Annotated in this window: 21 protein-coding genes; 7 read left to right on the top strand and 14 right to left on the bottom strand. The window is 40.7% G+C overall.

Annotated elements, in window-relative coordinates:
* Nucleotides 1-19: 19 nt before the first annotated feature.
* Together BM156_RS14415 and BM156_RS14410 are read right to left on the bottom strand one after the other, a co-directional pair.
* A complete protein-coding gene (locus BM156_RS14415; RefSeq protein WP_093920599.1) occupies nt 20-1,207 on the bottom strand; it encodes a C40 family peptidase in 1,188 nt (395 codons plus the stop codon).
* A 6-nt stretch (nt 1,208-1,213) separates the two neighbouring features.
* Nucleotides 1,214-2,452 carry a transglutaminase-like domain-containing protein gene (locus BM156_RS14410; RefSeq protein WP_093920598.1) on the bottom strand — a complete coding sequence of 413 codons (1,239 nt, stop codon included), beginning with the start codon at nt 2,450-2,452 and terminating at the stop codon, nt 1,214-1,216.
* A gap of 188 nt (nt 2,453-2,640) precedes the next feature.
* On the opposite strand from BM156_RS14410, the gene BM156_RS14405 reads away from it, so the two are divergent.
* Nucleotides 2,641-3,330: an RluA family pseudouridine synthase gene (locus tag BM156_RS14405; RefSeq protein WP_093920597.1), complete on the top strand. Its 690-nt coding sequence runs from the start codon at nt 2,641-2,643 to the stop codon at nt 3,328-3,330.
* A gap of 45 nt (nt 3,331-3,375) precedes the next feature.
* Here BM156_RS14405 and trhA read toward each other — a convergent pair whose 3' ends face one another.
* Together trhA and BM156_RS14395 are read right to left on the bottom strand one after the other, a co-directional pair.
* Nucleotides 3,376-4,026 carry a PAQR family membrane homeostasis protein TrhA gene (gene trhA / locus BM156_RS14400; protein WP_093920596.1) on the bottom strand — a complete coding sequence of 217 codons (651 nt, stop codon included), beginning with the start codon at nt 4,024-4,026 and terminating at the stop codon, nt 3,376-3,378.
* A 132-nt stretch (nt 4,027-4,158) separates the two neighbouring features.
* Nucleotides 4,159-5,070: a VOC family protein gene (locus BM156_RS14395; protein ID WP_093920595.1), complete on the bottom strand. Its 912-nt coding sequence runs from the start codon at nt 5,068-5,070 to the stop codon at nt 4,159-4,161.
* Between the two features lie 173 nt (nt 5,071-5,243).
* Between BM156_RS14395 and BM156_RS14390 the strand changes: the two genes are divergently transcribed.
* Nucleotides 5,244-6,233, top strand: a complete 990-nt coding sequence (locus BM156_RS14390; protein ID WP_093920594.1) for a GlxA family transcriptional regulator — start codon at nt 5,244-5,246, stop codon at nt 6,231-6,233.
* A gap of 81 nt (nt 6,234-6,314) precedes the next feature.
* Here BM156_RS14390 and BM156_RS14385 read toward each other — a convergent pair whose 3' ends face one another.
* From BM156_RS14385 to BM156_RS14350, 9 genes are all read right to left on the bottom strand, one after another.
* Nucleotides 6,315-6,701: a DUF302 domain-containing protein gene (locus BM156_RS14385; RefSeq protein ID WP_093920593.1), complete on the bottom strand. Its 387-nt coding sequence runs from the start codon at nt 6,699-6,701 to the stop codon at nt 6,315-6,317.
* Between the two features lie 250 nt (nt 6,702-6,951).
* The gene (locus BM156_RS14380) at nt 6,952-7,404 is read right to left on the bottom strand and encodes a GAF domain-containing protein (protein WP_093920592.1); all 453 of its coding nucleotides are present in this window, start codon (nt 7,402-7,404) and stop codon (nt 6,952-6,954) included.
* A gap of 23 nt (nt 7,405-7,427) precedes the next feature.
* Complete coding sequence (pyrI, locus tag BM156_RS14375; RefSeq protein WP_093920591.1) at nt 7,428-7,895, bottom strand: aspartate carbamoyltransferase regulatory subunit; 468 nt, start codon at nt 7,893-7,895, stop codon at nt 7,428-7,430.
* Between the two features lie 5 nt (nt 7,896-7,900).
* Complete coding sequence (gene pyrB, locus BM156_RS14370; RefSeq protein ID WP_093920590.1) at nt 7,901-8,812, bottom strand: aspartate carbamoyltransferase; 912 nt, start codon at nt 8,810-8,812, stop codon at nt 7,901-7,903.
* A 13-nt stretch (nt 8,813-8,825) separates the two neighbouring features.
* Nucleotides 8,826-9,035, bottom strand: a complete 210-nt coding sequence (locus tag BM156_RS20610; RefSeq protein WP_139218292.1) for a hypothetical protein — start codon at nt 9,033-9,035, stop codon at nt 8,826-8,828.
* A gap of 83 nt (nt 9,036-9,118) precedes the next feature.
* The gene (locus tag BM156_RS14365; protein ID WP_093920589.1) at nt 9,119-9,721 is read right to left on the bottom strand and encodes an IMPACT family protein; all 603 of its coding nucleotides are present in this window, start codon (nt 9,719-9,721) and stop codon (nt 9,119-9,121) included.
* Between the two features lie 45 nt (nt 9,722-9,766).
* Nucleotides 9,767-11,197, bottom strand: a complete 1,431-nt coding sequence (dnaA, locus tag BM156_RS14360) for a chromosomal replication initiator protein DnaA (RefSeq protein ID WP_093920588.1) — start codon at nt 11,195-11,197, stop codon at nt 9,767-9,769.
* 276 nt (nt 11,198-11,473) lie between these two features.
* Nucleotides 11,474-12,739 (bottom strand): MlaD family protein, encoded by a 1,266-nt coding sequence (locus tag BM156_RS14355; protein WP_093920587.1) that lies wholly within the window; start codon nt 12,737-12,739, stop codon nt 11,474-11,476.
* Nucleotides 12,740-12,806: 67 nt separating this feature from the next.
* A complete protein-coding gene (locus tag BM156_RS14350; RefSeq protein WP_093920699.1) occupies nt 12,807-13,952 on the bottom strand; it encodes an N-acetylmuramoyl-L-alanine amidase family protein in 1,146 nt (381 codons plus the stop codon).
* Nucleotides 13,953-14,060: 108 nt separating this feature from the next.
* Between BM156_RS14350 and BM156_RS14345 the strand changes: the two genes are divergently transcribed.
* The 4 genes from BM156_RS14345 to BM156_RS14325 all read left to right on the top strand — a co-directional run bounded on the left by BM156_RS14345 (nt 14,061) and on the right by BM156_RS14325 (nt 19,082).
* Nucleotides 14,061-16,694 (top strand): putative LPS assembly protein LptD, encoded by a 2,634-nt coding sequence (locus BM156_RS14345; RefSeq protein WP_139218291.1) that lies wholly within the window; start codon nt 14,061-14,063, stop codon nt 16,692-16,694.
* Between the two features lie 255 nt (nt 16,695-16,949).
* Complete coding sequence (locus BM156_RS14335) at nt 16,950-17,525, top strand: FKBP-type peptidyl-prolyl cis-trans isomerase (RefSeq protein WP_093920584.1); 576 nt, start codon at nt 16,950-16,952, stop codon at nt 17,523-17,525.
* Nucleotides 17,526-17,588: 63 nt separating this feature from the next.
* Entirely contained in the window at nt 17,589-18,662 is a 1,074-nt protein-coding gene (gene aroC / locus BM156_RS14330) for a chorismate synthase (RefSeq protein ID WP_093920583.1), read from the top strand.
* Nucleotides 18,663-19,082 carry a DUF134 domain-containing protein gene (locus BM156_RS14325; RefSeq protein ID WP_093920582.1) on the top strand — a complete coding sequence of 140 codons (420 nt, stop codon included), beginning with the start codon at nt 18,663-18,665 and terminating at the stop codon, nt 19,080-19,082.
* Here BM156_RS14325 and BM156_RS14320 read toward each other — a convergent pair.
* The gene (locus BM156_RS14320) at nt 19,079-20,497 is read right to left on the bottom strand and encodes a dicarboxylate/amino acid:cation symporter (protein WP_093920581.1); all 1,419 of its coding nucleotides are present in this window, start codon (nt 20,495-20,497) and stop codon (nt 19,079-19,081) included. The two genes, BM156_RS14325 and BM156_RS14320, sit on opposite strands and share 4 nt — an antisense overlap.
* 133 nt (nt 20,498-20,630) lie before the next feature.
* Here BM156_RS14320 and BM156_RS14315 point away from each other — a divergent pair, with 133 nt between their 5' ends.
* Entirely contained in the window at nt 20,631-22,412 is a 1,782-nt protein-coding gene (locus BM156_RS14315) for an L-fucose isomerase (RefSeq protein WP_093920580.1), read from the top strand.
* Nucleotides 22,413-22,427: the final 15 nt, after the last annotated feature.

Here is a 22,427-nt window from a genome sequence, read left to right as displayed (position 1 = left end):
GTTCGTTATTGGATTGCTGTTAATTATACCAAGGGTGTTGCTTTGCGGTTTGAATACCCGGAGTATTTAGCTGGCTTTTTATGCGACGTGCATGCAACAAGCTACTTTTTCGGTATTCGCTATAGCGCTCACTTGCTGGGTCAAGACTGTTAATTTTGATTGTTCCCGAAGCATGAACGTAATTTGCTCCGCCCAATGAAAATGCCACATGGGTAACACGTTCAGGCGATGACTCAGTTGCATTTCTGCCAAAATAGAGCAAGTCTCCTTCTTGTAGGTTTTGGAAGCCATTTTCCAACGAAACGGCCTCGCCATGCCGTACTTGAAGAGAAGCATCACGGGCAAGAATAATTCCTTGAGACCAATACAGTGTTTTTATAAAACCCGAGCAGTCCATCCCGACAGGAGAGGTGCCTCCCCAAAGGTAGGAGCGACCTAGTAGCTGGAATGCTAATTCCTGAAGCAAGTTGGTATTCACACTACTGTTTAAGCTCCATTCTCGGTAATCGGTTGCTGCCGTTTGTGGAAGGTAGCCAACTTGTTTGTTGGGTAGTTCAACTTCAAAAAAGTTGCCCTTGGTTCCTCGGTTGACTAAAAGGCTTCCTTTATAAAGCGTTGAAATACGAGGTGCTTCCGACTTCGCTTCACTTAAAACATAGGCTTGATCAGCAGTTAGTATTAATCTGTCACTAGCTTTCCATTGGCTGATTTGTTGGTCATCCATTTGGTTGACAGAACCGCTTAAAACCCAGGAAATATAGTTGTCAGGTGTTTGTATCAGCAACCAGCCATCCTCCTTTTTTAATACCATTACGGGAGTGCCTGCCAGAGCTTGAGTTACTAATTCGGCGCTGTATGCGGGCTTACTTCTGAGGTTTGAAACCGGAAGTATGGTTAAGCCCCAAGGTTTTTGATCTGTGGAGGGAAGCACAGCTACCTGATCAATCAGTGGAAAGGAGAATTCTTTTGCGAAGAGCGCTTCATGCGCTTCTTTGAGGTTGGTTTCGCCGGTTAACAAGAAGCTTTTTCCTTGTTGTTCAATTGCGATTTGAAACAATGCTTCACGTTTATCCGGAGCATACGTTTGCTGAATGGTATTGACGTGTTCTACTAATTCAGAGGGAATTGTGGGAGCCGAATTTTGACAGCCAATTAAGCTGATGAACAGCAAAAGGAGTAAGAAACTGAAGTTTTTTTGTTTGGTCATGATACGTTAGTTTAATTCTTTTACAACCAGCGAGTAAGTCCATTGGTCAAAGTATAGATTACCATTTTTCCACTCCACTTCGCCACGCTGGAAATCAATGGGTTCGCTTCTGGGATATGCTTTCTGGGGATTGAATTCCTGGCTGAAATCGTCATTGAAAATCAGGCGGTAACGATCCATCCCGTTGATATAGAAGTCACGTAATTGTTGATTTTGGGTGTTTTGTAAGCCGAAGGACTGGTCAAGAGGTACCCAGCCAATCCCTTCGTAGTAAACCTCACACCAATCGTGTAGGTTTTTGTTTCCTGGATGAAGCATCCAGCCGCTTTGCCATTTGCAGGGGATCCCTTTAATTCTTGCTAAGGTCATGAAAAGCAAGGTTTGCATACCACAATCACCTTTTTGATGGTCCAAAACATAAGCTGGGATGCATTCAAATGTTGAATACTCTAATGCGGATGCCCAAGGGATATGACGATTAATCCAATAATAGATTTTTTGGACCTTTTCAATTGGATCTTTACTGTCTCCAACTATGGAGTCAGCTAAATCCTTCATGCGTTGACTAAAGACAATGTGTGGTGGACGTTCGGAGATGTAATGTTGAAAGAGGGAATCATTGGTATGATAAGATTCCACTGATAGTTGGTTGAGGTTGAAATATGCTGGAAGTGTTTCAAATGAAGCGGTGTAGCTAAATTTTGTTGGTGTTTTCGCTAGCGCTTTTTGCTCCATGTACAGACTTCGCTGTAACTGTTGGTTATCTGCCAATTGGTAATTGTCTTGACTCGTTTTATGCAGTTCCACATTGGTTTGTCGTGGCGGAGCAACACGTGGAAATGGAAGCCAACAACGGAGGGTTTCTCCAGCAGGAACTGCATCGGCGTCAACTGTGAGCGTAAATGTTATTTCAAATTGTTTTGGTTCAAATCTTCCTGTTGCTTTTAGCTCGTTTAGTAAATTTTGAGTGTGCTGTAAGCGAAATGCAGGTAAGGTGGAGGAGTCGGGGCCATCAACTTTTAACTTGGCTTGATGAGCTACAGAATCCACCCGAAACAAGTTTGGAACAGCATTTCTAAAAAAACGCCTTTCTCCATTAATTAGACGATTCTCCAGTTTCTGAGATTGTTGCCATTGCAGGAACTGTTCTTCATCCAAGTCAGGAAAGTAAGCAGCCAGTTCGGCTCGAATGGTCTTTTCATCTTTTGAAAAATCAAGACTTATTCGTCGGTTCATATCATCCATTGACGCGTTTTTTAGTGGACTTTGACATGCTGTTACCAAAGAAATTAGTGTTAATATGTAAGATGTATGACATCTTAAATTCTTGGTGTGTAAAATGTTAGCTAATAATTCAATTCGTTTCACGGGTTTAGTCTTTATATGCTACTAAAAATAGTACTTTTGATTTTAAATCAAAACACCCTCATTGAATGGATATTCCTGTAATTTTTCAAGACGAATATTTAGTCGTTGTCGATAAGCCCGTCGACCTTCCGGTCCATAAAAATGATTTTATGCCGCATGATGCACCCTACTTAACAAAGCTCATTGGTGACCAATATGGAAAGTGGATCTATAATGTTCATCGGTTGGATTCCAAGACCTCTGGTCTTATTGTTTTGGCTTTTTCATCGGAGGTTGCTCATGAGCTGACTTTACAGTTTGAGCGGAAAGAGATTCTTAAAGAATATGCTGCGATTGTGGTTGGAGAGCTTCCAGAAAAAGGGGTGTTTGACGAGAAAGTGTTGGTTAAAAAGAAAAGTAAGTTTAAAAAGCCCGCAGTTACTCATTTCGAAAGGGAGAAGCTGGTGCCCACTTCTATTTCTTACAAGGAACAAGATGAGGTTTTCCTAAGTTTAGCCCGGGTTATGCCTGAAACGGGGCGATGGCACCAGATTCGCCAGCATTTTGCAAAGAACAGGCATGATATTGTTGGGGATTCTCATCATGGGGACTTTACATTGAATAAGCTGATCCGCGCAGAATGGGGCTTCAACCGATTGATGCTTCACGCACGGAAGCTTGGCTTTAAACATCCTGAGACAGAAGAGAACTTGTTGTTTGAAACAAACCTTCCTGATGAGTTTGAGGCTTTGCTTCAAGCAGTAGCTCCTAAATAGTCTTTGGAAGAAAACTTCAGGAAACAAATAGTTTGCTTACAAGGACTAAATGGGTAATAGGTACAGAAAGGCAAAAAAGTGACAAACAGAGCCACCGAGTATAAACAGGTGGAAGACCAAGTGAAAAAACGGAACCTTGGGGAAAAGGTAAAAAATGGCACCGGCCGTGTAGCTAATTCCACCTGCCAGTAAGAACCAAAGCGAAGTGTTCGGAACTTGCCTGATGACAGGTACAATCGCAAGAATTATAAGCCAGCCCATGGCAACATAAAGCCAAGCGGACAGGTTTCTCCATTTGGATGAATAGAACCAAATTTTAAAAATGATTCCGGCGATAGCTAAGGCCCAGATTAACCCAAAAATTGTCCATCCAACCCAGCCACGTAATGATATCAATGAAATTGGAGTGTATGAGCCGGCAATTAGAATGTAAATTGCCGAATGGTCAAACTTGTTCAACTTTATTTTTAACCTCGGGTTGGTGGCACTATGGTAGAGTGTCGATGCCAAATACAATAATACCATGCTTGCGCCAAAAACAGCAAAGCTAACAATGTGCCAGGCATTGCCATAGAGGGCGCCAAACACCGTTAGAAGTGTAACTCCGGCAACAGCCAGAGCAATCCCAATACCATGCGATACTGTATTGGCAATCTCTTCCGCCCGAACCAATCTTTTGCTCTTTCGTTTTGCCATCCTTGAATTGCTTTTTTTGCTGTTTAATTACAACTGGCAAAAATAGGAATTGTTGTTTCAGCTTTAAGTCCAAAATGGTGAATTGCATGTTTTATTGAGCTATCAGGAGGTTATTAAACGTATTTAGTTTGCTCAAATTGAGTGGTATGCCTGCTCCAATTCTGCTATGTTAATTTTTTTCATCTGAAAGAATGCTTTTAAAACTTGTTTTGACTTTTGACTGTCTGAGCTGGAAAGTAGTTGGTTGAGCATTTTGGGAACAATCTGCCAGGATACTCCAAATTGATCTTTCAACCAGCCGCACTGTTGAGCTTGTGGATTTCCGCCAACACGAAGCTTATCCCAATAGAAATCGGTTTCCTGTTGAGAATGAGTTTCAATAAGAAATGACGTGGCTTCGTTGAAGCTAGCCTGATGATTAAGATGACTGTCCATAGCGACAAAACCGGTATTGTGAATGCTGAATTTGGCATGTTTTATCGTACCAGGGATTCCTTGATCATTAGGCTCGTATGGATGCACTTCACCAATGTTGCTCTGTTCGAAAATTGATGTATAAAACTCTATGGCTTGAGCCGCTTTCCCGTGTTGCTCACCAGTAAACATCAGGCATGGTCGTATCGCATACTCATCGGGTGCATGAATTAGCTGCCAGGAGACCCCGAACCGATCCATGACCCAACCGTATTTTGAACTGAACGGGTAGGAGTCGAGCGGCATCATAACTTGCCCTTCTTTGGCAAGCTCTTTCCATAGTCGATCAATTTCATCTGTGGTAAGACAACTTACGTAAAATGAGATGGTCGGGTTAAATTGAAAAAGATCGCCTCCGTTTAGTGCGATGAATGGTTGGTTTAGTAGTTTGAATGATTGAGTCATTAAGCTACCGGGTTGCTGTCCATGCATTTCCTGTCCTTCCTCAGAGTATAACGTAGAGCTTCCGATTGCAGAAGGCTGAAAAATCTGGGTGTAAAAATTGATAGCTTCTGCTGCTTGGTTGTTAAACCATAAAAAGGGGGTGATGGGGGATTGATTTGCTTTCATTTTCCAATGTTTTAATCATTACTGAATAATCTTATTCTACTGGGTGAAAGGTGTAAGGTGCTGTTAGATTTTGGTTTAACCTTTAGCAAACTTAATGAATGTTTAACTTGTTTATACTGTGTAATGCCGACAATTGCCAGGGCAAAATACGACAACCCCCAAAAACTGATCTTATGAAACATGTTTCAATCCTTATTCCCAACGGACATTATAGTTTGGTAAATGTAGAAGGAACCTATCAGATATTCTCTTGGGTGAATGACTATTTAAGCCAAACGAATCAAGAGCCACTTTTTGAATTGCACTTAGTTGGACAAAGTCAAAAAGTGACCCAAACCAATGGCTTATTTACCATAACTCCTGATGTGTTATTGGATGATGTTTCAGCAACGGATCTGATTGTTGTTCCTGCCATTCATGGAGATTTGGATGAAAATTTGAAGAATAACTCGGATCTGGTCCCTTGGGTTCTAAAACATCATGAAGGGGGAGCAGAGGTGGTTGGTTTGTGTATTGGGGCTTTTTTTTTGGCAGCCATCGGATTATTGGATGGCAAACCGTGCTCAACACATTGGCAATTTGCCAATAAATTTCGCGAGCTATTTCCAAAAGTACATCTGATGGATCATAAAATTATGACCGAGTCCGATGGAATATACACCAGTGGAGGCGCTTATTCGTTTACGAATTTATTGATTTACCTGGTTGAAAAATATGGTGGGAGAGATTTGGCCGTGCTCGCATCTAAAGCATTTATGATTGATATAGACAGAAGTAGCCAGTCGCCATTTATCATTTTTTCAGGACAAAAGGCTCATCAGGATCAGTTGGTGCTGGATGTCCAGGAGTTTATTGAGCAGCATTTTGAAACAAAGATCTCCATTGATGAACTAGCTCGTGAGTTTAATATTGGCCGTCGCACATTGGAACGACGCTTTAAACGGGCTACTTCCAATACTATTGTAGAATATGCTCAACGCGTGAAGATTGAGGCTGCAAAGAAAGAATTGGAGTTGGGAACAACAACCGTAAGCGAAACCATGTATCATGTTGGGTATGCAGATACGAAAGCATTTCGTGATGTTTTTAGGCGGTTTGCAGGAATGTCGCCAGTTGATTATCGTAACAAATATGTCCGGGAGCTAAGTTCATATTCAGAATAAGAGCTGCTGAAAGTGGAGGTAAAATAAAAAGAGGCCCATTCATAATCGAAAGTGCCTCTCTAAAAAGATATCTTCTATTTGTTAGACTGCAGCAATTACTCGTTCCAGTCGTTCTGTAATATCGCTGGCAATCGCTCCTAAATTTTCGTTTTCAACAGCCATCATGGATGCAATTGGGTTGACTGCAGCCACCTCGACTTCACTTTCATTAAGTTGCTGTACAATAACATTACAAGGAAGCATGGTTCCTATTTTATCTTCAGCTTGCAAGGCCTTGTAGGCAGCGGGAGGATTGCAAGCTCCCAGTATGCGGTACTTTCTAAAATCAACATCCATTTTTTCTTTCAACTTCTCGTGGATATTAATCTCGGTTAGTACGCCAAAGCCTTCCTTTTTTAGCTCTTCAGTTACTTTTTGAATGGCCTCATCAAATGAATAGCTTGTCTTTTTCTCAATATAATACTTCATCGTTGGAGATTTTTATTGATTTATACTTGTGTTGTGATTTTCTTGATTTCTATTTTTTGAATGAAATCGGTCAAATGTTCAATTATTGTTGTATAGAAAACGATTGAGACAGCCCTTTTGTTTGAACCAGTTGAAAATAAACAAGAAGAGGGGCGAAAGGATTAGATTGCAGCTTGTAGGGTAAAAATAAAAAAGAGCTGAAAGCATCATTGAAATAATGCCTACAGCTCTTTCTTGCCAAAATTACTATTTAAAAAGTTGGTGCCAATAGCTCACAAACTTCCTCTAGAAAGCTTTGGTCGTTTGGGGTAAATGGAGCAGGCGAGTGGCTGTCGATATCTAGTTCGGCAATAAAATCACCATTTTTCAGAACGGGAACTACAATTTCTGACTGCACATCGAGGCTGCAAGCAATGTAGTTGTCTTCTTGGCTTACATCCTGAACAATGATGGTGGCTTTTTTCTCGGCAACTTGACCACACACACCTTTGCCAATTGCAATTTGGGTATGATCGGTAGGCTTACCTACATAGTCACCTAATTGTAATAAGCCATCTTTTAAAAGGTAAAAACCCACCCAGTCGTAGTGGTAAATCTTCGCTTTTAATATTTGGCAAACTTGTAGATGCAGATCAGATGGTTTTTGTGCTACCAACTCTTTGATCTCGGCTAAAACACCTTCGAAATCAGCTTTAATATCCATTTTCTTACTTCTCAATTAGTCGTTTACTTAATAACCATTTGGCTTTCATTCGTAATCTTTTCACAATACTTGCATTTCAATGCAACCGGTGATTTTGAAATGACTGAAAACGAGGTTGTAATGGGCTCGGCATTGGTGATGCATTTGGGATTAAAGCATTTTACGATGCCAACAACCTGGTCCGGAATCTCAACCACTTTTTTCTCAACAACTTCGTAATCCTTGATGATGTTGAGCTTTGCATGAGGGGCAATTAGGGCAATTTTATTAATCTCATCGTTTTCAAAGAACTGGTTAGAGACCTTAATAATTGCTTTATTGACCAACTTATCGCTGTCCAGATTAGCTCCAAAAGTAATCATGTTTGGAGTTTTGTCCAATTCCAGAATCGAGATGACATCAAACAGATTTTCGGATGGAATATGATCGATCACGGTACCTTGACTAATGGCACTTACTTTTAGTTTTAATTTCTTTTTCTGCTCTTTCATGATGATTACTTTAAGTTAAGGGCATGTGCAATGATTGCTTCACGGGTATACATACCATTCAGTGCCTGCTGGAAGTAGTAAGCTTTTTCGTTTTTGTCAACATCGGTTGCAATTTCATTTACTCGTGGAAGTGGATGAAGAATCCGCATGTTTGACTTGGTATTTGCTAGCATGCTGTTTTTCAGGATGTATACGTTTTTAACTTCTTCGTATTCCATTGGGTCTGAAAAACGTTCTTTCTGAACCCGGGTCATGTACATGATGTCTGCTTCGGAGATGATGTCGGTGAATTCACGATGTTCGAAGTAACGGATGTTTCGGTCGCGCAGAAACATTTTGTATTCCTCGGGCATTTGGAGTTCGTCCGGAGCAATGAAGTTGAAAATAGGATTTTCAAATTCAGACATGGCCATAAGCAAAGAATGAACTGTGCGTCCATAGCGCAGGTCACCAATCATGAAAATGTTCAGATTGTCAAAGGTTTGCTGGGTTTTCAAAATTGAATACATATCCAGCAAGGTTTGGGTCGGGTGCTGGTTGGCACCGTCGCCCGCATTAATAACTGGAACCGAAGAAACTTCGGCGGCGTAGCGAGCACTACCTTCCAAAGGATGGCGCATAACAATGAGGTCTGCGTATTGAGATACCATTCGTATGGTATCATGCAGCGTTTCTCCTTTGGTAACACTGGATGAACCGGCATCTGTAAATCCAACGATTCGTCCTCCCATTCGGCTAATCGCCGTTTCAAAACTTAAGCGGGTGCGGGTTGATGGCTCAAAGAACAACGAGGCTACCACTTTTCCTTCCAGAAGATTCTGGTTGGGATTTTTCTCGAAGTCAGCAGCCAGTTCCATAATTTTCAGGTACTCATCCTTGGAGTAATCCGTGATGGAAATTAAATCTTTTTTCTTCATGCGATCTGTTTCATTAAGGTTTCAAAAAAAAACCAACAGGATTAGAAATAATCACTGTTGGTTTTTCAATAGCCGGATAATATGCCGGTAATAAACTACTAAAATGCTTAGTAAATAAATGCCTTTTAAAAAGGCTGATGATACGTTTAACAAATGGGAAAAAATTTGTCAGGCGATCCTGATCACCGTTGGGAAAATCATATTGAATGATTAAACGTCTCATCAAAGCTCAAAAATAGGTATTCCCTCTGATTTAAATTTATGACGAAAGACAGGATTTATCACCAACTTATTAACAAATCGGCATTATTCAACGACCACTATTTCAACGCCTTCGATTTTTTTTAACTTTTCGATGATTCTTTCTGCCTCACTTTTTCTTACCGAAGAGGTGATTTTACAGCGTAATTCAAACTGATTTTCATGTTGTTTTAATCCTTCTTCTTTGAAAAGACGCATCACCGGATTCATATTGGGGTAATCAAAATACACCTGAAACTTCGTTTCAACCAGCTTTTCTACGATTGTTGCCCGTTCGAGCACATCGGCTGCAGACTCTTTATATGCATTGATTAGGCCGCTAACTCCCAAAAGTGTTCCTCCGAAGTAACGGACAACGACCACTAATACGTTGGTTAAGTTTAAGCGTCTTATTTGGCCCAGTATTGGCTTTCCGGCTGTTGATGAAGGTTCGCCATCGTCGTTGGCTCGAAAATGCTTCATGGAAGCCCCTAGTCGCCAGGCATAACAATGGTGTCGTGCCGAATGATGAGACTTTTTAAGTTGGTCAATGTGTTCTTTGATTTCCTCTTCAGTCTCTACAGGAAACGCATAAGCAATAAACTTGCTGCCTTTATCTTTAAACAAGCCTTCTTCTGCTTTTGCAATCGTTAGAAATGAATCGGTCATAGTTATTTAAAAAAAAGGCAGATCAAGTAGATCTGCCAGTTCCAATTACATATTAAGTTTCTTTTCTATCTCGTCAACAAACACCCTGAAATTTTTATCGGTGTCTTTGAGGTTATTGACTGTCTTGCAGGCGTGGAGGACCGTTGCGTGGTCTTTCTTCCCAATTTGAGCCCCAATAGAGGCGAGTGACGATTTTGTCAGACTTTTGGAGAAGTACATCGCCAACTGACGAGCCTGTACAATTTCTCGTTTGCGGGTTCGTGCCTGAAGCGTGTCAACCGGCATATTGAAATAATCGCAAACCACTTTTGAAATGTAATCAATGGAGAGTTCTCTTTTCGAGCTTTTTACCAGTTTGTTAACCATTTCGCTTGCCAACTCAATCGTCACCTCTTTGCGGTTCAAGGTTGACTGTGCTAACAAGGAAACTAAAGCTCCTTCGAGTTCACGGACATTATTACCAATGTGGGATGCAACGTATTCCAGTACTTCTTCGCTGATTTCGATACCATCTTTGTAGGTTTTTCTTTTCAGAATTTCCATACGGGTTTCAAAATCTGGCACCTGAAGGTCAGCGGTTAATCCCCATTTAAATCGAGAGAGCAGACGCTGTTCCATTCCTTTCAACTCGATTGGCGGTTTATCTGATGTTAGAATCAATTGTTTTCCGCTTTGGTGCAAATGGTTGAAAATGTGGAAGAAAGTTTCTTGTGTCTTTTCTTTCCCCGCAAATTCTTGAACATCATCAAGAATTAATACGTCGATCATTTGATAGAAGTGCAAAAAGTCATTGCGGTTATTGTTCCGGACTGCTTCAGTAAACTGAGTCTGAAACTTGTTTGCATTGACGTAAAGCACAATTTTATCTGGAAAACGTTCTTTAACCTCAATACCAATGGCTTGTCCTAAGTGAGTTTTTCCAAGTCCCGAAGCTCCATAAATCATCAGCGGGTTAAATGCGGTTCCCCCTGGATTTTGAGCTACGGCAAAGCCTGCACTTCTGGCTAAGCGGTTACATTCACCTTCAACAAAGTTTTCGAAAGTGTTGTCAGCCTTCAGTTGTGGATCAACTTGCAACTTTTGGATACCCGGAATGATAAACGGGTTTTTAATAGACGGTTTTCCCTCTGTCTTTAATGGTACGTTAAGTGGTTTGTTTTGAAGTTTACTATTGTTAGTTGTTGGATATTTGACCGTGTAGGGTTGGGCGTCGCTTTGATTGTTGCCCATCACCACTACATATTCCAATTTGGCATCGTTGCCCACTTCTTTGCGAAGTGTCTTCCTTAACAAGTCAATGTATTGCTCTTCCAGATATTCATAAAAGAAAGGGCTGGGGACCTGTATGGTCAATACTTGATTGTTAATTTTGATTGGAACAATTGGTTCAAACCAGGTTTTAAAACTAATTGCAGGAACATTATCTTTAATAACGGAAAGACAACGATTCCATACACCAAGATGATTGTTACTCATTTTGAACAGCAGGATTAATATATATTCGACAAATTTTTTCCCTATTTCGATTTCCCAAGAGCAAATTTTGTGAAAAAAAAAGTATTAAAAAAATCAATTTCCGCTTGACTTTTACAAAACGAATATAACCACTTTAGCAGTCAGCTAGTTAAAGATTTTCATTTTTTTATGCTTTATAACAATCAGAAAAACAGACTTTTACATGGGGACCTTTCTGAAACTCCTGTATTTAGAGGGACTTGCAGATTATGATATTTTTTAAGAAAAATTAAGATACTAATTTCCTAATCTGCGAAGAGCCTTTTCCAGCCTTACTTTTCGGCCATTCTTAAAGGCAATGATACTTGCGTCAGGAAAAATAACTTTTGCCTGCGTGTGAGTTTTCATAATTTTTGCGATGTCGCTTGTATTTCCTGTCATATAGTTGTAAACTCCCGAAACTTCAATTTCTTCAACTTGGTCAAAGTCGTCAAAAAGGGTATTATCCTTTGCCAGTCGAGTAGGGCTTGATATAAGGTGAACCTTGAATGTATAGGCTTCACTGTTTTTCTTCAGACTATTATTACGAGGAGAGATATAAACGTCCTTTCCGAGATCGAAGGCTGAGAAATGGACATAGCGTTTAGGATTATTACGAATGTCTTTCAATAAGAAATCGAGGCTTTGACTCATTTCAGTCAAGTTGGCGTAGAGTTGATCATCATTCATTAGTTTACCAACAGAGCCTTTGCCTTGCTCTATTTTGCCCAAGATGCTGTTAATTCCTTTTGCAGATGATTGGAGTTCGGTAACCAGCAGAGCTAAATCAGCGGCAGCTAAGCTATCGCTGATGGAAGAGAAGTTGCCCATCATGTTCGAAAAGTCATCTGAACTTTCATTTAAGGTAGCGCTAATCTCATTCACATTTTGAATAATCCCTTGTAGGTTGCCTTTTTCTGCGGTCAATAGTTCACTCAATTCGCTAGAAGCTTTTTCCAGGTTCAAAATGGTTTGATTGATATGCGCGAAGCTTTCTGATAAGTTTTTGCGGGCTTCGGCATTAAATACATAGGTTACAACAGTAATGGCCGAATCTAAGGACGCCAGTAGCTGTTCTGCCTTATTTTTTAGCGGGAGTACTTGCATGCTAACCTGCTCTTTCAGATCTTCCTCAATACTTCCTTTAATGGTATCTCCGGATGCATAATAAGCGTTTGAGGGAACGATCTGTAATTTGATCGATTTGGTTCCCATCAAATCTGACGAGACAATACGTGCAACTGATCCTTTGGGTATTTTAAAATCCCCCTCAAGTGAAAATGTAACCATTAAGCTGCCATCATTTCGATCGGTGAATTCAATGGTTTTCACTTGGCCTACCTGGTAGCCGTTCATCATGACGGCGCTTGATTCAAGTAAGCCGTCAATTCGTTCATAAATAACTTTATAGCTAGTATTTTGTTTGAAAAAATCAATGCCTTTCAGGTAGTTCATTCCCCAAATGAAAATAGCAAAACTAAATACAATTAGAATGCCTAGTTTGGCGTACTTAGAGAGTCTCATAGTGTTTTCTGCTTGTTTATACAATATTAAGAAGCATTCGCATAGAATACAAACATTGTGGATGTAACTATGGTTTTAATTTCCGCAACGCTTTATTTATTGAAATTGGTTTTTCGCCTTCAAAGGCAACAATGAATGCATCCGGATAAAGTGATTTGACCTGGTTTCTTAATTGCTTGATGGATTCAAAAGAACTGGTCTTTCCGTAGTAATATTTGTAGATAGATTGCACTTGCTTGCGTTGCACTTCTTTCAACCCTTTGAAATTGTAGGGAGCAGTTGCTAGTTTTTTACCCGATGCAGCAAGTTGAATACTAAAGAAGATGTCAGTATTGGATGTTTTAACAGTTGGAGTAGGGGGCGTTTCCGGTTGCTTAATGGTTTCCTGTGCTAATTCCTGAGTTGTTTGTGCAACCAGTTTATAATTGCTTTTGTTGTCAATGGCTTTTTTATAATCTCTAACGGCACGATAAATTGCAGATGCCAGATGACTCTGTCCCGTCGAACTTTTCATGTAATTCGCTTCTCCATTGTTGCTCAGAAATCCTGCTTCGACCAGGACACTGGGCATGCTGGTTCGCCTGAGTACCAAGAAACCAGCTTGTTTTACGCCGCGATCTTTCCGGCCTGCGCGATTCTTAAACTGTCCTTGAATAGCAGCGGCAACATCAATGCTTTGAGTTAGGTGTTCATCCTGTACCATTTCAAACATGATGTAGGACTCAGAAGAATTGGGATCAAACCCTTGGTAGGTCGAAGAATAATCATCCTCCATCAAAATTACCGCATTTTCCTTTTTGGCAACTTCCAGGTTCTCTTCGGTTCGGTGTAAACCCAGGACAAAAGTTTCGGTTCCGGTAATGGCCGGAGTGCCGCAATAGTTGGCATGTAACGAGATGAATAAGTCTGCCTTGCTTTTATTGGCAATGTCAGCTCGACGGTGCAACGGGACAAATACATCCTTGTCTCGTGTATACACAACTTTTACGTCGGGAAGGTTTTCTTTTATATATTGTCCTAATTTTAGTCCAATATTAAGCACAATATCTTTTTCTTTAATCTGTTTAAATACTGCTCCCGGATCTTTACCGCCGTGTCCCGGATCGATAATTACAGTGAACGGTTTGTCTGGCGTGTTTTTTGCATGGGCAACAGGCGCAAACAAGATTAAAATGAGAAAACTAGTCAAGTATATTTTGAGGCTGGTATTCATATTCATGTTTATTGAACGAAACAAAAATAGAAATATTAAAATTATTTTGCATTTGTTCAGCCCTTTGTCTGGGTTGAATTTATATTTTTGCAATCCAATGTAACCGCAATGGCTAACATTTTACCGGATTTGATAAGAAAACTAGTACCATACCTGTTCGTTCTCTTGTGCATCTCAACCTATGCACAAGATGGACCTGAAATCAGTCAACTTAAAGAGTTAGAGACCGAGTTTCCTGCTGATTCAATTATGTTCGATGATGAGCCTGTTGTCATTCAGGATTCTGTGGCAGTAGCCGATTCGTCCAGATCAACTGTATTGGATGCCAAGATTGCATACAATGCCTTGGATTCAATCGTTGTTTCGTTGGATGGACAGAAAGTATATCTGTATAATGATGCAGTCGTGACCTACCAATCGATTGAGTTAAAAGCAGACTATATCGAATTGGACCTTCAAAATAAGGAGGTTTATGCAGAAGGGGTTCCTGATTCTGCTGATGTAGTGCAAGGAAATCCGATCTTTAGAGATGGCGAAGAAGAGTTTGAAAGCAAAACCATGCGCTACAACTTCGAAAGTGAGAAAGGGATTATCACCGACGTTAAAACAGAACAGGGAGAAGGGTATGTGCATAGTGAGCGAACAAAGAAGATTGATGCTGAGTCTTTCATTTTGAAGAAAGGAAAATATACAACTTGTGATGCGGATCATCCACACTTCTATTTGCGGATGACCAAAGCAAAAGTAATATCGAATAAGAAAATTATCACCGGTCCGGCATACTTGGTGTTGGAAGATTTTCCAATTTATTTTCCGATGATTCCTTTTGGTTTCTTCCCAAATTCCCCGAGTTACTCGTCAGGAATAATTATTCCTTCATATGGAGAGGAGCAACGAAGAGGCTTTTTCCTGAAAGAAGGAGGTTATTATTGGGCAGCAAGCGAGTTTTTTGATTTGACTGTTAAAGGGGATATTTACTCAAAAGGATCGTGGGCAACCAAAATGAATACGAACTATAAAAAGCGTTATAAATTTTCGGGAGCGTTGGATTTTAGCTATAATGTAAACCGCTTTAGTGAGCCGGGATTGCCCGATTTTAGTCGAAGCCCTGGTTTTTCGGTCCGTTGGAGACATTCTCAGGATCCTAAAGCGAATCCTTTTCAAACGTTTTCAGCCAGTGTAAACTTGAGTACAAGTAGTTTTGAAAAAGAAAATGCGAATACGATTCAGAACTATTTGTCGACAACCAAATCGTCAAGTATTTCTTATTCAAAAAAATGGGAGAATAGCCCGTTCAATATGTCTGCCAGTTTTCGACATTCTCAAAACTCACAGGATACAACGATTTCATTGACAGTGCCAGAGCTGACTTTTTCGATGTCCAAAATTTATCCATTTAAGCAGAAAGATCGTGTTGGTAAGCCAAAATGGTATGAGAAAATTGGGATTAGCTACACTGGTAATATTCGAAATTCAATATCAACTAAGGAATATGAGTTATTTGAGAAATCATTGATAGGTGATTGGAAGAATGGATGGAAGCACTCGATTCCAATTACGCTTCCTAATTTCAATATCCTTAAACATATTAATGTAAGCCCAAGTGTGAGTTACAACGAGCGTTGGTATACCAGTTACATCAACCGTGAATATGCGTTTGATCATGTTGCGCAGGAGGCTACGATATTTGAAGATACTATCTATCGTTTTAGACGTAATTATGACTACGCATTTAGCTTGAGCACACAGACCAATATTTATGGGATGTACAATATGAAAAATCCCAATAGCCGTATTAAAGCTATTCGTCATAAAATGTCTCCATCAATCAGCTTTAGTTACCGTCCCGATTTCGGAGCAGATAAATATAATTTCTGGGATCGATACCGGGATGTTAATGGGAAGACGATTTATTACAATCGCTTTGAGTATGGAATTTTTGGCGGTGCAGGACGCGGGGAAAGTGGTTCAATTAACTTTAGCTTAGCCAACAACTTGGAGGCTAAGGTGGCTGCTAAAAATGACACAACGGGTAACGAGGATAAGTTTGAAAAGATTAAGATCATAGATAACTTGAGTTTATCGACTTCCTATAACTTAATTGCAGATTCATTGAATTTGAGTCCGATTCGAGTTAATGGGCGGACAACCATTAAAGGGGTGAACCTGAACTTTGGAGGTACGATTAATCCTTATGCAACAGATACAACTGGGGCTCTTGTTGATCGGTATATGTGGAATGAAGCCTCGGGCTTATCGAAGCTTGGTCGATTAACCAATGCCAACCTTTCTTTTGGAATGTCATTTAAATCGAAAGACAAGAAGAAAGGGGCAGAGGGCGATGAAGGAACTCACCCGGAAGATATGATCATGCCTACAGCAGGTCAGTTTGAATATTATGATTTTGACGTTCCTTGGGATTTCCGATTTGACTATAGTTTCAATTACTCAAGGACTAACCCTTATAAGAAAGCTCGGATTAATCAGAGTTTGAACTTCAGGGGACGAATGAATTTGACAAGAGAATGGAACCTCTCGTTAACGACAAACTTTGATATTGAGGCAGGGGAGTTTTCTTTCACAACCTTTAATATCAACCGGAAACTACACTGTTGGAATATGAGCTTTAACTTTGTGCCATTTGGGCAACGGAAGAGCTACAGTTTCACCATTAATGCTTCGTCAGCCATGCTAAAAGACTTGAAAGTTGATAAAAAACGAAGCTGGTTTGACAATAACTAATGATCTTTATAAGTTTATTAAAAATACGCAAAAGGCTTCTCGAAAACAGAGGAGCCTTTCTTTTGTTTAATAAGGTAGAACTTAAAACACATGATAGAAGGAAAATATGCAAAGAATATGAACCAAGGTTAAACCAACCGAACTTTATGATGTTATCATTAAATGTGATATTTTCGGAGCTTTGAGGCTTTTTATTATATCAATGTTTTTTATTTCTTTGCATTAATTATTCAAAATCAATCTAAATAATTAAAGATGGCAATTACTAAAAACACGATGGTTTCTTTGACTTACGATCTAAAAATCGAAGGAGCAAACGGAGAATTGATTGAACAAGCTACAGCAGAGAAACCATTAACCTTTGTTTATGGTGCAGGACTGATGTTGCCTAAGTTTGAAGCACTTATTGAAGGGCTTGAGCAAGGTAATGACTTCAATATAAATCTTCCTTGTGAAGATGCCTATGGGCAAGTTGATGAAAATGCAATTGTAGATCTTCCAAAACACCTGTTTATGGTGGAAGGAAAATTTGACGAAGAAATTATTAAAGTTGGAAATATTGTTCCAATGATGAGTGCTGGTGGCCAACGCATGAATGGTTTGGTGCTTGAAATCACTGAAGAGCATGTAAAAATGGACTTCAATCACCCACTGGCTGGTGAAGATTTATTCTTTAGTGGAAAAGTACTTGAAGTTCGCGATGCAACGGACGAGGAAATTGCTGCGACATTACAATCGGGATGTGGTTGCGATAGTGGCGGTTGTGGTTGTGAAGAAACAAGCTGCGAAACAGAAGGCGCTAACGGTGGCGGTTGCGGATGTGGCTGCTAAATAAACGTATTTTTTGATGTTGCTTCTGAGTAATCAGGAGCAATATTTTTTTAAACGATAAGCATGAATAGCTTCGGACAAATTTTCAGATTAACTTCTTTTGGAGAATCACATGGCGTGGGTATAGGTGGAATTATCGATGGTTGCCCTGCAGGTATTGAAATCGATTTAGAATTCATTCAGCAAGAGTTAGATCGTCGTAAGCCAGGCCAATCTAAAATAACAACACAGCGAAAAGAAACCGATCAGGTTGAGTTTTTATCCGGTATTTTTGAGGGCAAAACCCAGGGAACTCCTATTGGATTTCTCATTCGAAATAAGGATCAACACTCGAACGATTACAACAACCTGAAGGATATTTTTCGGCCATCGCATGCAGACTATACTTATCTGAAAAAGTATGGAAGCCGCGATCATCGTGGAGGTGGCCGCTCTTCGGCGAGAGAAACCATTGCTCGGGTCGTTGCCGGTTCCATCGCTAAGTTGATGCTGAAACACTACGGAGTTAGTATCCAGGCTTTTGTTAAAAGAGTGGGCGAAGTTGAGCTCACCAAGAGTTACCGAGAGTTGGATTTAAATCTTACCGAAAGTAATATCGTTCGCTGTCCCGATCCGGAAACTGCAGAAAAAATGATTGAACGAATTGTAGCCGCTGGTGAGAACCATGATACGGTTGGCGGTGTTATACAAGGGGTCATTCAAGGAGTTCCTGTAGGATTGGGTGAACCGGTATTCAATAAGCTGCATGCGGACTTGGGACATGCCATGTTAGGCATCAACGCCGTTAAAGGCTTTGAATATGGTTCAGGCTTTGACGGAACGAAGCTTAGTGGTTCGGAGCACAATGATGTGTTTATCAAGACAGAAGCCGGTGTACGCACTAAAACCAATAACTCTGGCGGTATTCAAGGAGGAATTTCCAACGGAGAAGATATTTATTTTAATGTGGCTTTTAAGCCGATAGCAACATTATTGAAAGAGCAACAGACGGTTGATAAAGAAGAGAACGAAGTGACAATCAATCCCAAAGGACGTCACGACCCTTGTGTGTTACCACGCGCAGTGCCAATTGTTGAAGCAATGGCGGCGCTGGTGATTGCTGATCATTATTTGTTGAAACAAGTAAATCAAAGTTAGATGCCACGTAAAAAAAGACAACGCCGTTTATTGGCACCCCCCTCAGTGAAAGGATTTTCCGTTTTTGGACCAAAGAACAGGGCCGAACAGGTTGTATTGTTTTTTGAAGAGTATGAAGCGATAAAACTGTTGGATTACGATAATCTGACACAGGAAGAGGCTGCGGTTTGCATGGAAGTTTCTCGTCCAACGCTTACGCGGATATATGAGTCTGCCCGAAATAAAGTGGCGCAAGCCATGGTTGAAGGAAAAGACCTTTTAATACGCGGTGGCAACTTCCAATTCGATGAGAATTGGTACTGCTGTAGCGACTGTAAAGCCCGCTTCAATATGGCGGCAGAAGACAAAGACTGTCCTGTTTGTAATTCCAGTGAGATTGTTTCGCTGAATGCTTTTTTTCAAGCAAGCAGCACCAACTAAACAGGCAAGTCTTCTCCCTCGCTTTTAGCGATAATTACTGCTCCACAGCTATCGCTCCACACGTTGGTAGCTGTTCGGAACATATCTAAAATACGATCGACAGCCAGGATTAACCCAATTCCTTCCAGGGGAAGTCCTATGGCTGTTAATATTACACTAATCATCACCAATCCAGCCATCGGGATAGCAGCAGCGCCAATCGACGCTAATAAGGCTGTTGTTACAATAATCATTTGCTGAACAATCGTTAAATCGTATCCATAAGCTTGGGCAATAAAGATGGCTGCAACACACTCATAGAGGGCGGTACCATCCATATTGATTGTAGCTCCGAGGGGCAATGTAAAACTGCTGATTTTATTTGAAACTCCCGACTTGGATTCAACGGCTTCAATGGTCAGGGGTAAGGTTGCACCAGAAGAAGAGGTTGAAAAAGCGGTAAGCAGGGGAGTGGTCATGTTTCTGAAATGCTTCCAAGCATTCGATTTACTAAGAAATTTCATCAACAATGGGAGCGTTATAAAGAAGTGAACCGATAAAGCAGCAATAACAGTTCCCATATAAATTCCCATTCTCGACATCAAACTTGCCAGGTCATCCTGATCCGCAATAACTTTAGCGACAATACCAAAGATCCCCAGCGGAGTGAAACGGATGATGAACAGGGTTATTTTCATCATCACATCGAAAATGGCGTTAAACGCTTTCTTGAGAACCTCACGGCTAACCAAATCAACTTTAGTCACGAAAAAGCCAAATAAAACCGCAAAGAAGATGATGGAAAGCATATCGCTTTCATTAAATGCCCGGAAAATATTATCGGGGACAATTTCAATTAAAATATCTCTTAATGAGCGTTGTTTTTCAACCAGTCCTGCAACTTTCTCCTGAAAATTCAGATCGGCTCCAATCCCTGGTTTAAAAAGGTTGACAAATAAAAGGCCCGTACCAATTGCCAAAACAGAAGTAATCAAGTAATAGCCCATGGTTTTCAGGCCCAAGCGTCCGAGATTTTTACCCGTTCCAATATTCGTGATTCCTGATATCAGTGAGCTTAGAATCAGGGGGATAATCAGCATTTTTAACGAGCGTAAAAATAAATCACCCATCCAACTGACAGCATTGACCTGCGAATTACTATAGCTCGCTTGCCGGATGTTATATTGGTAAGCCTCGTATTCCTGAGGACTTAAGCTTGTTTTTAAGGCTTGTTGAAATTCTTGGAGGGTGGTGAATTCCTTTCCGGAATGCTGGTTGAGTTGCTCGAGGAGCTCATTTGAAACTTGTGCCTTCTGCAAGGATTGAATTGCTTCAGGACTGATGTTGTATGTTGTAGGAAATAAAAGACCATATACTATTGCTAGTATCAGTGCAATTAGAATCTGCCAGTGCAGTTGTAATCTAAATAGTTTCATATGATGATAGTGATAATTCTACAAATCTAACTTTTTATAGCATGCTGTCCAACATCATTTTTGAATCAAAATCTTATTATTTTAGCAGCACAGTACAGCACAATACAATAACCTAAAAATAAATTTTAAAAAAATGAAAACTCGTCTAATTGGTCGTTTGCCTAAAGTAGGAATTCGTCCTGTTATTGATGGTCGTGAACGCGGAGTTCGCGAATCATTGGAAACACAAACCATGAATATGGCTAAAGCAGCCGCTCAATTAATTGAAGAAAATCTTCGCTTTCCATCAGGCGAAAAAGTGGAATGTGTGATTGCAGACACAACCATTGGTGGTGTAGCAGATGCCGCTCGTTGTGCCGACAAATTTTCACGTGAAGGAGTTGGTGTTTCATTAACAGTAACCCCTTGTTGGTGCTATGGAACAGAAGTGATGGATACTGATACACTTGTTCCGAAAGCTGTTTGGGGATTTAATGGAACTGAGCGTCCGGGAGCAGTGTATTTGGCCGCAGCATTAGCTAGTTACACCCAAAAAGGCTTGCCTGCCTTCGGTATTTACGGACGTGATGTACAAGATTCAGATGATACCAGTATTCCAGAGGATGTGAGCGAAAAGATTTTGCGTTTCGTTCGCGCAGCCATTGCAGCAGCTCAAATGAAAGGAAAGTCATACCTGTCGTTGGGATACACTTCAATGGGAATTGCTGGCTCGATGGTTGATTCAAACTTCTTTCAGGACTACCTGGGGATGCGAACAGAGTTTGTGGAATCAGTTGAAGTGATTCGTCGCATGGAAGAAGGTATTTACGACCATGAAGAGTTTGAAAAAGCTTTGGCTTGGGTGAAAGAGAATTGCAAGGAAGGTGAGGACCGTAATGAACCGGATAAACAACGCGATCCTGAGCGCAAAGAGTGGGAATGGGAAACAGTGGTTAAAATGACCTTGATTTGTCGTGACTTGATGATTGGCAATCCGAAATTGGCTGAACTTGGCTTTGGAGAAGAAGCTCGCGGGCACAATGCCATCGCGGGAGGTTTCCAAGGACAGCGCCAGTGGACGGACTACTATCCAAATGCTGACTTCACTGAAGCGATTCTGAATTCATCGTTTGACTGGAATGGTTTACGCGAAGCATTTGTGTTTGCGACAGAGAACGATAGCTTGAATGCCGTTCCTATGTTATTTGGCCATTTATTGACCAATACAGCCCAAATTTTCTCTGATGTTCGTACATTCTGGAGTCCTGAAGCCGTTAAACGCGTTAGTGGTAAAGAGCTAACCGGATTGGCTCGTGATGGTATTATTCACCTGATCAATTCCGGATCAACAACATTGGATGCTACGGCTCAGCAAAAAGACGCAGAAGGCAATTCGGTGATGAAACCTTACTGGGATGTAACAGAAGACGAAGCACAAGCTTGCTTGGATAATACTCGTTGGTGCCCTGCAAGTCTGGGATATTTCCGTGGTGGCGGTTATTCTTCGCAGTTCAAAACGGCTGGAAAAATGCCAGTGACCATGTCACGCGTTAACTTGGTGAAAGGCTTGGGACCTGTTCTTCAAATTGCTGAAGGTTGGACCGTTGAGTTACCTGAAGATATCCATAAAGTATTGGACGAGCGGACCGACCCAACATGGCCAACAACTTGGTTTGTACCACGTTTGAATGATTGCGATGCCTTTAAAGACGTATATAGTGTAATGGCCAACTGGGGAGCCAACCACGGTGCAATCAGCTATGGTCATATTGGAGCTGACTTGATTACACTGGCTTCCATTCTACGGATTCCGGTTTCAATGCATAATGTTGACGAAAAAGATATTTTCCGTCCTAGTGCATGGGGCTCATTTGGAACTCATAAAGAGTCGGCAGATTATAAGGCCTGTGAAAACTACGGCCCAATTTACGGCTAGTTTATTATCTTTAAT

Origin of the sequence: Sunxiuqinia elliptica (assembly GCF_900113005.1) — a bacterium.
In the GTDB taxonomy this organism is placed as follows: Bacteria; Bacteroidota; Bacteroidia; order Bacteroidales; family Prolixibacteraceae; genus Sunxiuqinia; species Sunxiuqinia elliptica.
Note: the sequence above shows the minus strand (reverse complement) of the source record. Positions and strands in the feature narration are given on the sequence as shown.